The 12,235-nt window shown below is 72.1% G+C and carries 9 protein-coding genes; 2 read left to right on the top strand and 7 right to left on the bottom strand.

Features of this window, described 5'->3' with window-relative positions; genetic code table 11:
* The 6 genes from RIN80_RS05045 to mce all read right to left on the bottom strand — a co-directional run.
* The coding region (locus tag RIN80_RS05045) for an ABC transporter ATP-binding protein (RefSeq protein ID WP_309094261.1) at positions 1-1,176 on the bottom strand (1,176 nt) is incomplete at its 3' end.
* A 121-nt stretch (positions 1,177-1,297) separates the two neighbouring features.
* A complete protein-coding gene (locus RIN80_RS05040; protein ID WP_309094260.1) occupies positions 1,298-2,068 on the bottom strand; it encodes an ABC transporter permease in 771 nt (256 codons plus the stop codon).
* A gap of 2 nt (positions 2,069-2,070) precedes the next feature.
* On the bottom strand, positions 2,071-3,036 hold the full coding sequence (locus tag RIN80_RS05035; protein ID WP_309094259.1) for an ABC transporter ATP-binding protein: 966 nt from the start codon (positions 3,034-3,036) through the stop codon (positions 2,071-2,073).
* Positions 3,037-3,122: 86 nt separating this feature from the next.
* Positions 3,123-4,058 carry a cellulose-binding protein gene (locus RIN80_RS05030; protein ID WP_309094258.1) on the bottom strand — a complete coding sequence of 312 codons (936 nt, stop codon included), beginning with the start codon at positions 4,056-4,058 and terminating at the stop codon, positions 3,123-3,125.
* A 184-nt stretch (positions 4,059-4,242) separates the two neighbouring features.
* Positions 4,243-8,190, bottom strand: coding sequence for a polarized growth protein Scy (scy, locus tag RIN80_RS05025; RefSeq protein WP_309094257.1), 3,948 nt, complete (start codon positions 8,188-8,190; stop codon positions 4,243-4,245).
* 232 nt (positions 8,191-8,422) lie between these two features.
* Positions 8,423-8,863: a methylmalonyl-CoA epimerase gene (gene mce, locus RIN80_RS05020; RefSeq protein WP_309094256.1), complete on the bottom strand. Its 441-nt coding sequence runs from the start codon at positions 8,861-8,863 to the stop codon at positions 8,423-8,425.
* A 148-nt stretch (positions 8,864-9,011) separates the two neighbouring features.
* Between mce and RIN80_RS05015 the strand changes: the two genes are divergently transcribed.
* Entirely contained in the window at positions 9,012-10,211 is a 1,200-nt protein-coding gene (locus RIN80_RS05015) for an acetyl-CoA C-acetyltransferase (protein WP_309094255.1), read from the top strand.
* 40 nt (positions 10,212-10,251) lie between these two features.
* Complete coding sequence (meaB, locus tag RIN80_RS05010) at positions 10,252-11,208, top strand: methylmalonyl Co-A mutase-associated GTPase MeaB (RefSeq protein WP_309094280.1); 957 nt, start codon at positions 10,252-10,254, stop codon at positions 11,206-11,208.
* 340 nt (positions 11,209-11,548) lie between these two features.
* Here the strand turns inward: meaB and RIN80_RS05005 are convergent, their stop codons facing one another.
* Positions 11,549-12,187 carry a PepSY domain-containing protein gene (locus RIN80_RS05005; RefSeq protein ID WP_309094254.1) on the bottom strand — a complete coding sequence of 213 codons (639 nt, stop codon included), beginning with the start codon at positions 12,185-12,187 and terminating at the stop codon, positions 11,549-11,551.
* Positions 12,188-12,235 lie beyond the last annotated feature (48 nt).

The raw sequence follows: 12,235 nt of genomic DNA, 5'->3' as shown, positions 1-12,235 counted from the left end.
GGCACCCTGGGGCGCCGGAGGCGCCTGGGGCGCGGGCTGAGCGTACGGGTTGGGGCTGCCCGGCCCGGAGGGGCCCTGGGCGGCGCCGTACGGTCCCGCCGGGGCCTGTCCCGGGGCGCCCTGCGGCGGCATCGGGAACGGCTGCCCGCCCTGCTGGGGCGGCGGCGGGGCGTACCAGCCCGGCTGGCCCTGGCCCGGTACCGGCATCGGCGGCTGCACACCGGGCGGCAGCGGCTGCTGCAGGCCTTCCTTCTGGTCGATGGTCGAGCGGTAGTCGACCGCGCCCTGCGTCATCCGCATGTACGCCTCCTCCAGCGAGGCCTGGTGCGGCGACAGCTCCCACAGCCGGACGTCGCTGTGGTGCGCGATGTCGCTGATGCGCGGGAGCGGCAGTCCCGTCACGCGCAGCGCGCCGTCCTGCTCGGGCAGCACGTGCCCGCCCGCCTCGGTGAGCGCCGAGGACAGCTTCTCCCGCTGGTGCGGCTCCGAGTCCGGCGTGCGCACCCGCGCGAAGTCGGCGGAGTTCGCCGAGATGAAGTCCGTGACGCTCATGTCGGCGAGCAGCTGACCGCGCCCGATGACGATGAGGTGGTCGGCGGTCAGGGCCATCTCGCTCATCAGGTGGGAGGAGACGAACACCGTCCGGCCCTCCGCGGCGAGCGCCTTCATCAGGTTCCGCACCCAGAGGATGCCCTCGGGGTCGAGGCCGTTGACCGGCTCGTCGAACAGCAGCACCTGCGGGTCCCCGAGCAGCGCCGCGGCGATGCCGAGCCGCTGCCCCATGCCGAGCGAGAAGCCCTTGGACCGCCTCTTGGCCACGTCCTGCAGACCGACGACCCCGAGCACCTCGTCCACCCGCCGGGCCGGGATGCCCGACAGCTGGGCCAGGGACAGCAGGTGGTTGCGGGCGGAGCGGCCGCCGTGCACGGCCTTGGCGTCCAGCAGGGCACCGACCTGACGGGCGGCGTTGGGCAGCCTGCGGTAGGGGTAACCGCCGATCGTCACCTGCCCGGCCGTCGGGTTGTCCAGCCCGAGGATCATCCGCATCGTCGTCGACTTGCCCGAACCGTTCGGCCCGAGGAAGCCCGTGACGGCGCCCGGCCGCACCTGGAAGGAAAGGTTGTACACAGCGGTCTTGTCGCCGTAGCGCTTCGTCAGGCCGACTGCTTCGATCATGCTCCGCACCCATCGCAAGGTTCAGGACAGCGGGGCACACGCCCCCGTAAGGGTTAGGAGGATATCGAGGCGCTGACGGTTCCACCCAAGAGCAGGTAAAAGGCGGGCCCGGCCTGTCCCGCTAGGCGTCGCGTTTCTTCAGCAGCACGTAGCCGCCGATCAGTGCCGCGAGCACCCACAGCCCCATGATCCCGAGGCCGCCCCACGGCCCGTACGGCGTGTCGTCGTCGAGGGGCGGGACCACCTGCATGATCCTGCTGCCGGCCTGGTCGGGCAGGAACCGGCCGACCTTCTTCGTCGCGTCGACGTTCCCCAGGATGTTGGAGATGAGGAAGAAGAACGGCATCAGGATGCCCAGCGACAGCATCGGCGAGCGCAGCATCGCGGCGACGCCCATGGAGAACATCGCGATCAGCGTCATGTAGAGGCCGCCGCCGAGCACCGCCCGCAGCACCCCCGGGTCGCCGATCTCCGCCCGGTGCTCGCCGAGCATCGCCTGCCCCAGGAAGAAGGCGGCGAAGCTGGTGACCAGCCCGACCAGCAGAGCGAGCGCGGTGGCGACCGCGATCTTGCTGAACAGGAAGGAGCCGCGCTGCGGCACGGCGGCCAGCGAGGTGCGGATCATGCCCGTGCTGTACTCGTTCGAGACGACCAGCACCCCGAACACGATCATCGCGAGCTGGCCGAGGCTCATCCCCGCGAAACTGATGAAGGTCGGGTCGAACTCCGCCCGGTCCTGCGCGTTCATCGAGTCGAACTCGCTCTTCGACAGGGCCGAGATCAGCATGCCGAGCGCGACCGTCACGACCACCACCAGCGACAGGGTCCACACCGTCGACGCCACCGACCGGATCTTGGTCCACTCCGACCGTACGACCTGGGTCACCGCCATGCTCAGCCCCTCTTCCAGCCGTCGCCCCACTGCTGCTGCTGCGGTGGCGGCTCGGCGCCAGTCCCGCTGTGGGCGTGGTACTCCACCGACTCCGCCGTCAGCCGCATGAACGCCTCCTCCAGCGAGGCCTGTTGCGGGCTCAGCTCGTGGAGCGTGATCCCGTGCTGCGCCGCCAGCTCCCCGACGTGCTCGGCCTTGTCACCGTCCACCTCCAGCACACCCTCGCCGCTCTCGACGGCGACGACCCCCGCCTGGTGCAGCACATCGAGCAGCCGCTCCCGCTGCGGGCTGCGCACCCGGACGTACGAGCGCGAGTTGCGCGCGATGAAGTCGGCCATGGAGGTGTCCGCCAGCAGCCGCCCCTGCCCGATGACGACCAGGTGCTCGGCCGTCAGCGCCATCTCACTCATCAGGTGGGAGGAGACGAACACCGTCCGGCCCTGCTCGGCCAGCGACTTCATCAGGGTGCGGATCCAGTGGATGCCCTCGGGGTCAAGCCCGTTGACCGGCTCGTCGAACATCAGGATCCGCGGGTCGCCGAGGAGCGCGGCCGCGATGCCGAGCCGCTGCCCCATGCCCATGGAGAAGCCCTTGGTCTTCTTCTTCGCGACCGCCGTCAGCCCGACCGTCTCCAGCACCTCGCCCACCCGGCGGCGCGGGATGCCGTTGCTCTGCGCGAGGCACAGCAGGTGGTTGTACGCGCTGCGCCCGCCGTGCCAGGCCTTGGCCTCCAGCAGGGCGCCGATGTACGTCAGCGGGTCCTTGAGCTGCTGGTAGTGCTTGCCGTCGATCCGGACGTGCCCGGCGGTCGGGTGGTCGAGGCCCAGGATCATCCGCATGGTCGTGGACTTGCCCGCGCCGTTCGGCCCGAGGAAGCCGGTGACGATGCCCGGTCTCACCGTGAACGACAGGTTGTTGACCGCCACCTTCTCGCCGTACCGCTTGGTCAGCCCCTCCAGCTCAATCATGCCCGCCACGCTAGAACGGGACAAAGCCCTCTGCCACCCGAGCGGCAGAGGGCTTTGCGGAGATTCAGACTCCGTATGCCGGGCTGTTACCGGGACTGCTGGGCCGGCACCCCACGGGAGATCGGCTCGTCCTCGGTCGGCGTGCCGGCGGCGGCCACCGCGGCGCCGGTGAGCGTCGCGAGCATCTCGCGGACGTTCGTCAGCTGCGCGTTGATGCTGTCGCGGCGGTTGGTGAGGGCGGCCAGCTCGCGCTCGGATTCCGAACGGATGCGGTCGGCCTTGGCGTTGGCGTCGGCCACGATGTCCTCGGCCTGGCGCTGGGCCGTCTCCACCGTCTGGCGGGCGCGGCGCTCGGCGTCCGTGCGCAGCTTCTCGGCCTCCAGGCGCAGCTGCTCGGCGCGGTGCTCGATCTCGGCGAGGCGCTTCTCGGCCTTGGCCTGACGGGAGGCCAGGTCGCGCTCGGACTGCTCGCGGCGCTTGGCGAGGTTCGTCTCGAAGTCGGCGGCGGCCTGCGCGGCCTTGGCGCGGGTCTCCTCGAAGAGGGCGTCCGCCTCCTCGCGCTTGGACTGCGCGTCCTTCTGCGCCTCGGCCCGCAGCTGGGCGGCGTCACTCTTGGCCTTCTCGACGATCCGCAGGCCCTCGTCCTCGGCCTTCGCCTTGCGCTCCGCGGAGTACGACTCGGCGTCGTTGCGCACCTGCTGGGCCGCCGACTCGGCGAGCTCGCGGTGCTGCTCCGCCGCGCGCCGGGCCTCCTCGCGCAGGTCCTTGGCCTCTTCCTCCGCGAGGCGGAGGATCTTCTCCACGCGTGCGCCGAGACCCGCGTACGACGGCTCGGCGTCGGTGATCTGGGCCTGGGCGTTCTGCGTCTCGAGGTGGAGCTCTTCGATGCGCTTTTCCAGAGCGGTGATGCGGGCGAGAGCGCTGTCACGGTCGGAGACGAGCTTGGAGATACGTTCGTCCACCTGAGCGCGGTCGTACCCACGCCGCACAAGCTCGAAGCCGTAGGGGGAAGTGTCGCTCATGGGGTTCCTGTCGAATGAGACCGGTGAGGTGATAGGTGGAATCCTAGGGGCCGAAACGGTGTGTCATCGAGCGGATGCGCGTTTGATCTGGAAAATGACACCCCTTTTGAGTGGCTGACCGTCGGACTGCTTGCCAAAGTCTTGGTCAAAGCTCCTCAGCACACACCGGATTCGCCCCACTTCGCTAGCTTTCCGAGCTCTTGCCACCCGTTCGGGGTGCGCCGACCGTCGCTCCGGCCTTGACTCCGCTGTCCTTGGCGGCGGGCGGGGCCTCGAAGGACTCCAACGCCTCCAGCACGTCCTGGACACGGGAGATCTCGGCGTTGATGTCCTCGCGGCGCCGGACCAGGACCTCCAGCTCGCGCTTGCCCTCCTCGACCGTGCGCTTGGCCTCGCGGATCGCCTCGGCCTTCAGCTCCTCGGCCTCCCGGACGAGCGTGTTCTTCTTCTGCTCGGCCTCCTTGAGGAGCCCCTCGGCCTTCTTCACCGCGGCGATCCGGACCTTGCCCGCCTCGGAGTTGGCCTCGGAGACGATCTCCTTGGCCTTCGCCTGCGCCTTCGCCAGCTGCTCCTCGGCCGCCTTGACGAGCGCGTCGCAGCGGTCGCCCGCCGTCTTAATCGCCTCGGCCGACTCCCGGCGGGCCCGCTCGTGCAGCTCCTCGATCTCCGAGGTGATGCGGTCGCGCAGCTCCTCGGCGCGCTCTCGGATCTGCGTGGCGTCCCGGCGCGCGCCGACCAGCAGCTCGTCCGCGTCCGTGCGGGCCTTCTCCACCAGCGAGTTGCCCTCGACCGTCGCCTCGGACACGATCCGGTCGGCCTCGGTGCGAGCCGCGCCCACCATCGTGTCGGCCTGCGCCTCGGCCTCCGCGGTGGTCTTGTGCGCCTGCTGCTGCGCCTCGGTGAGCAGCTTGTCCGCCTCGGCCGTGGTCTCCGTGATGAGCTTGTCGACCTGCTCGGCCGCCTCGGAACGCCGCTTGTTCGCGTCCTTGCGGGCCTCGTCCAGGGTGCGGTCCGCCTCCTCGCGCGCGGTGGCGACGAGCCGCTCCGCCTCCGCCTGAGCGTCGGCCTTGACGCGCTCGGCCTCGGAGCGGACCCGCTCCGCGTGCTGCTGCGCCGAACCGACCGTCTCGGCGGCCTCGGCCCGCAGCCGCTCCGCCTCGCCGGTGGCCTCCCCGACCAGCTGGTCGGCCGTGGCGACCGACTCCGCCCGCAGCCGTTCGGCCTCCGCCGCCGCCTCGGACCGGACGCGCTCGGCCTCGGAGAGGGCCTCGGTGCGGACCCGCTCCGCCTCGGTGACCGTCTCCATGCGCAGCCGGTCGGTCTCCTGGACCGTCTCGGTGGTGAGCCGCTCCGCCTCGCTGCGCGCCTCGGTGATGAGGGCGTCCGCCTGCGCCGCCGCGTCCGACCGGATGCGGTTGGCGTCCTCGCGGGCGTCGGCCCGGGTGCGCGAGGCGCTCTGCTCGGCCTCGGCGATCGTGTCCGACGCCTCCGTGCGCACCCGCTGGGCGTGCTCGGCGACCTCCGTACGGATGCGCTCCGCCTCCGCGATCGCCTCGGACATCGTCCGCTCGGCGAGCGCCTTGGCGGCCTCGGACTCCTCGTGGGCCTCGCGGCGCAGCCGGCCGGCGTCCTCGCTCGCCCGCTCCCGCTCGGCGTAGGCGTCGGAGCGGACCCGGTCCGCCTCCTCCTGCGCCTCCCGCCGCGTACGGTCCGCCGCGTGCTCGGCGGCGGAACGCAGTCCGGCGATCTCCTCCTGCGCCTGCTCGTGCAGCCCGGCGACGGAGTCCCGGACCTGCTGCGCGTGCTGCTCGGCCGCCGACACCGTCTCCGTGGCACGCCGGTCGGCCTCCTCGACCAGCCGGACGGCCTCGGTCTGCGCCTCCTCCACACGCTTGCGCGCCGAGGCCAGCAGCTCCTCGCTCTGCTCGCGGGCCCGCTCGCGCTCCTGGTCGGCCTCCTGCCGGGCGCTGCCGAGGAGTTCCTCGGCCTCGCGGCGGCGCCGGTTGGCCTCCTCCTGGGCGGCGGCCAGCGTCTCGGACGCCTCCGTGGCCAGCCGCTCGGCGGCCGCCTGCGCCTCCGCGCGCATCCGGTCGGCGCTCTCCTGCGCCTCCGACTTCAGCCGCTCGGCCTCGGTCGCGGCCTCGGTGCGCAGCCGGACGGCGACGGCCTCGCCCTCGGCGCGCGCCGCGGACGCGTCCGACGCGGCCTCGTCGCGCAGCCGCTCGGCCTCGGCCTCGGCCTGCTGCTGGAGCGAACGGATCCGCTCGGCGGCCTCGGCGCGCAGCCGCTCGTTCTCCTCGGCGGCCTCGCGGCGGATCCGCGCGGCCTCCTCACGGGCGTCCGACAGCGCCTGCTCGGCCGCCGTCAGCCGGTCCTCCGCCTCCGCCTGGAGACGCCTCAGCTCCTCGGCGGCCTCGGCCCGCCGGGCCTCCATGGCCCGCTCGGTCTCCTCGTGCAGCTCCCGCGCCGCGCGCTCGGCGTCCGCCTTGAGGGCCTCGGCCTGCTCGACGACCTCCTCGCGGTGCCGCTCGGCCTCCTGCCGGGTGCGCTGGAGGGTCTCCTCGGCCTGCCGGCGCAGGGTCGTCGCCCGCTCGATGGCCTCCGTGCGGACCTTCTCGCTGTCCGTCTGGGCCGTCGTGCGCAGCTCGTCCGCGTCCGCCTTGGCCTTGGCGAGCAGCTCCTCGGCGGACCTGGCCGCCTCCTCGATCTGCGCCACGGCCTCCTTGCGGGCCTCGGCGCGGATCTTCTCGCCCTCCTCGACGGCGTCCGCCCGCAGCTGCTCGGCCTCGCCGCGCAGCCGGCGGGCCTCCTCCTGCAGTTCGACCGTCTTGGCGCGGTACTCCTTGGTGTCGTCCTTCGCCGCGCCCTTGAGCTGCTCGGCGATGTCGTGCGCCTCGGCGCGCAGCCGGTCCGCCTCGGCCTCGGCCTCCCTGCGGATCCGCTCGGCCTCCTCGGCGGCGGCCCTGGTGGTCTTCTTGGCGTCCTCCGACGCCTTGTTGAGGACCTCCTCGGCCGTGCGGGCGGCCTTGGACAGCTGGGTCGCGGTCTCCTCGGCGGTGAGCGTGCGGGCCCTCTCGGAGGCCTCCGCGACGATCTTCTCGGCCTCGGCGCGGGCGTCCGCGACGATCTGCTCGGCCTCGGTCTTGGTGTTCTCGGCCTCCTTCGTGGCCTCCTCGACCAGCCGGGCGACCTGCTCCTTGGCCGTGCGCGTGCGCGTCTCGTTCGCGGCCTCGGCGCTCGCCAGGGCCTTGGCGGCGGCCTCCTTGGCCTCCGCGACCAGCTTCTCCGACTCGGCCTGCGCCTTGCGCAGCGCCTCCTCGGCCTCGGCCATCCGCTGCTCGGCGGCCTTGCTGAGCTCCTGGGCGCGGCGGCGCGCCGCCTCGGACTCCGAGACGGTGGACGTACGCAGCTGCTCGGCGTGGTCGGTGGCCTCCTGGGCCTGCGTGGAGGCGGCGTTCAGGAGCCGCTCGGCGTCCGTGCGGGCGCGCCGCAGGATCTGCTCGGCCTCGGCCCGGGCCTCCTCGGCCGCGTTCGTCAGCCGCTGCCGGGCCTCGGTCGCCAGCCGCTCGGCCTCCGCGCGGGCGGTGGCCAGGGCCTGCTCGGCCTCGGCGCGGGACTCCTCCAGCAGCCGGCGGGCCTGCTGCTCGGTGCGGGCGCGCAGCTGCTCGGCCCACGCCACGTTCTCGTTGACGTGCGACTCGACCGTCTGGCGGCGCTCGGCCAGCTCCTGGTCCAGCTGCTGGCGGCGGGTCACCGCCTCCTGGTGCAGCTCCGCCTGGAGGCGGGCCGCCTGCTCGGCGTGCTCCTGGAGGATCCGCTGGGTCTGGGCCCGGGCCTCGCTCAGCTCGCGGTCGGCGTCCGCGCGGATCTGGTCGGCCTGCATCTGCGCGTTGCGCAGCAACTGCTCGGCCTGCCAGCCGATGTCGCCCCCCTCGAAGGAGGGCCGGGACATGATGGTGCGCCGCGCCTCGTGCAGCTTGGCGCGCAGCACCTCGACCTGGTAGCCGAGGTCCTCGGCGTGCTGGATCGCCTTTTCCCGTTCGGTCTTCAGCCGCTTCATCTCGGCTTCGAACCGAGAGAGGTGGTCGACGTCAGCCGCCGGCTCTCGCTCCTGGCTCTCGTAGCCCCGCACTGCGCGGTCCCATCCGTCCCCTGGTCGCAACTCTTTCCGAACGAGCTCCGTCCATCCGCCGAACGGGGCCCCCGGGGAATGGTGTCAGATCATCGGCGGAGCAGAGGCTGCTGCCCCGGCGCTCGTCCCCCGAAACCCGGACCCCGGTGGTCCTGCCGTCGCACGGCGGGACCGCGGTCACCCTGGCTGAGCGGCGACCGCACCCAACCCTACCGGCCCCTATGTACGAGGGTCAGTGCTCAGGTGACTCAACAGGCGCCGAAGTGACCAGTTCTGTCAGTACGCCATGACAGTCCTTGGGGTGCAGGAAGGTGATCCGTGACCCCATGGAACCGCGTCGGGGCTCTTCGTACAGCACGCGTACGCCCTTGTCGCGGATGTCGGCGGACTCCGCGTCCACGTCCGCCGTGCCGAAGGCGATGTGGTGGACGCCCTCGCCGTTCTTCGCCAGCCACTTCGCGACCGTGGAGTCCTCGCGGGTCGGCTCCAGAAGCTGCAGGTAGGAGGCGCCGCCGTCGGACGTGTCGTTGATCTTGAGCATGGCCTCGCGCACGCCCTGCTCCTCGTTGACCTCGGAGTGGAACACCTCGAAGCCGTAGGTGGCACGGTAGAACTCGACGGTCTTGTCGAGGTCGAAACAGGCGATTCCGATGTGGTCGATTCGCGTCAGCATGAGTTCAGTGCAGCGCCCCCGAGGTGGTTACGCAACGTGCGCGCGATCACACCGACAGCCCGATGACGGCACGGAGTGCCACTCAGTACATTCGAAGTAAACCCTCGTTCACTCCTCGGCTGTGCAGCCGGTAAGGGGATCGCAGCTCATGTCTTCTGCAACGACCAGCTCGGTCATCGTCTCGGGCGCGCGTACGCCCATGGGACGGCTGCTGGGCTCCCTGAAGTCCTTCTCCGGAGCCGACCTCGGCGGCTTCGCGATCAAGGCCGCCCTCGACCGTGCGGGGATCGGCGGCGACCAGGTGCAGTACGTGATCATGGGCCAGGTGCTCCAGGCCGGGGCCGGGCAGATCCCGGCGCGCCAGGCCGCGGTCAAGGCCGGCATCCCGATGAACGTCCCGGCGCTGACCATCAACAAGGTCTGCCTGTCCGGCCTCGACGCGATCGCGCTCGCCGACCAGCTCATCCGCGCCGGTGAGTTCGACGTGATCGTCGCCGGCGGCCAGGAGTCCATGACCAACGCCCCGCACCTGCTGCCCAAGTCCCGCGAGGGCTTCAAGTACGGCGCGGTCCAGATGCTCGACGCCATGGCGCACGACGGTCTGACCGACTCCTTCGAGGGCATCGCCATGGGCGAGTCGACGGAGAAGCACAACACGCGCCTGGGCATCGGCCGGGCCGAGCAGGACGAGATCGCCGCGCTGTCGCACCAGCGGGCCGCCGCCGCGCAGAAGAACGGCCTGTTCGAGGCCGAGATCACGCCCGTCGAGATCCCGCAGCGCAAGGGCGACCCGGTGCTGTTCAGCAAGGACGAGGGCATTCGCGGCGACACCACCGCGGAGTCGCTCGGGAAGCTGCGTCCGGCCTTCTCCAAGGACGGCACGATCACGGCCGGTTCCGCCTCGCAGATCTCCGACGGTGCCGCCGCCGTCGTCGTGATGAGCAAGGCCAAGGCGCAGGAGCTCGGCCTGGAGTGGATCGCCGAGATCGGGGCGCACGGGAACGTGGCCGGGCCGGACAACTCGCTGCAGTCGCAGCCGTCCAACGCGATCCGGCACGCCCTGAAGAAGGAGGGGCTGGAGGTTTCGGACCTCGACCTCATCGAGATCAACGAGGCGTTCGCGGCGGTGGCCGTGCAGTCCATGAAGGACCTCGGGGTGTCCACCGAAAAGGTGAATGTCAACGGCGGTGCCATCGCCCTGGGTCACCCGATCGGGATGTCCGGTGCGCGTCTGGTGCTGCATCTGGCGCTGGAGCTGAAGCGGCGGGGCGGTGGCGTCGGCGCGGCCGCGCTGTGCGGTGGCGGTGGTCAGGGTGACGCGCTGATCGTCCGGGTACCGAAGGCCTGAACGGCGGTCCACTGATCGCCCTGTCATGAACGGAGCTGTGATGCAGGACGTCTCCACGCTGGTGGCCCAGGCCAGGGAGGGGCGGCCACGGGCCGTCGCCCGGCTGATCTCGCTGGTGGAGGGGGCGTCCCCGCAGCTGCGTGAGGTCATGGCGGCGCTGGCGCCGCTGACCGGCGGGGCGTACGTGGTGGGGCTGACCGGGTCGCCCGGGGTCGGCAAGTCGACGTCGACCTCGGCGCTGGTCTCCGCCTACCGCAAGCAGGGCAAGCGGGTCGGCGTGCTCGCCGTCGACCCGTCGTCGCCGTTCTCCGGCGGCGCGCTGCTCGGGGACCGGGTGCGGATGTCGGAGCACGCGTCCGACCCGGGCGTGTACATCCGTTCGATGGCGACGCGGGGGCATCTGGGCGGGCTGGCCTGGGCCGCTCCCCAGGCGATCCGGGTGCTGGACGCGGCCGGCTGCGACGTGATCCTCGTCGAGACGGTGGGGGTCGGGCAGTCGGAGGTGGAGATCGCCTCGCAGGCGGACACGTCCGTGGTGCTGCTGGCGCCGGGGATGGGGGACGGGATCCAGGCGGCCAAGGCCGGGATCCTGGAGATCGGGGACGTGTACGTCGTCAACAAGGCGGACCGGGACGGGGCCGACGCGACGGCCCGCGAGCTGAACCACATGCTGGGGCTGGGGGAGGCGCGGGGGCCGGGTGACTGGCGTCCCCCGATCGTGAAGACGGTCGCCGCGCGGGGCGAGGGCGTGGACGAGGTCGTCGAGGCACTGGAGAAGCACCGGGCCTGGATGGAGGAGCGGGGCGTCCTCGCGGAGCGGCGGACGTCCCGGGCCTCGCGCGAGGTCGAGACGATCGCGGTGACGGCACTGCGGGAGCGGATCGGGGACCTGCGCGGGGACCGGCGCCTGGGGGCGCTGGCGGAGCGGATCGTGGCGGGGGAGCTGGATCCCTATCGGGCGGCGGACGAGCTGGTGGCGGGGCTGACGGAGGGCTGAGGGCGGGCGGTGCCTGCGGCGGCCTGTGACTGCCGGGTGGGGTGCGCGTCTTCGCCGCTCGCCGGTGGTGGGGCGGGGCCGCGCCGGGGGGTGTCCGTCCTCGGAACGGCGCGATCGACGTGCGTGCCGACTCACTCCTCGTTGACGCGCCAACCGCTGCGGGCGGACACCCCCCGACACGGTCCCTTGCGTGTGCCGGCGGGCGCGTCTCGCCTGCCGCTGCTGCAGGCGCTGGGCCCACCGGGCTGCGGGTGGGCGCAGCGGCACCCCGCTGCGCCGGGTTGCGCGACGCCCCGGCGTCAGCACAGACGCCGGGGCGAAAGCAACGGGGCAGGAATGGTCAGTCCTGGTCGTCGTCCGCGTCGTCGTCCTGTGCGTCGGCGCGGTCCGCCGTGACCGTGCCCGACTTCAGGTCGATCGTCCAGTCCTGCTCGGCGCCGCCGGACGTGCGGGTCTCGGCCTCCCAGGACTTGTCCTTGCCGTCCTCGTCGAGGCCGACCGAGGTCACCACGCCCTTGCCGGCCGCGGCCTTCGCGGCCTCCTCGGCCGTCACCGAGGACCCCTTCAGCGCCGCCCGCACCCGCGCCGTGTCGTCCTCGTCGTCGGCGTGCGAGCCGAGCACCTTCCCGTTCGACGGGTCGACGCTCACGCTGCGCCAGGTGTCGCCGGACAGGACGTCGACCGTCCAGACCGCCTTGCCGCCGTCGTCCTCGTCGTCCAGCTCGGCGGAGACGGCCGTACCCGAGGTGTGCTTCAGCGCGGAGGCGATCGCCTCGGGCGCGGTGACGTGGGACGAGGAGACCCGGGCGTCGTCGTCCTGGTCGTCCTGCTCGTCCCGGGCGTCGTCGCCCGTCAGCCGGGTGTCGGCCGCCTGCCGCGCCGAGCCCTCGTCGTCTCCCGTGGTCGCGAGGGCCGTGGCCGTACCGCCTCCGATCAGAGCGGCGGCGGTCACAGCGGCGATCACGATGTTGCGCTTCATGCGGATTCCTCCCGAGTCGTTTGGTTTTCGATGTCTTCGACTCTGGCG

It is taken from the genome of Streptomyces sp. (genome assembly GCF_031181705.1).
Lineage (GTDB): Bacteria > Actinomycetota > Actinomycetes > Streptomycetales > Streptomycetaceae > Streptomyces.
Note: the sequence above shows the minus strand (reverse complement) of the source record. Positions and strands in the feature narration are given on the sequence as shown.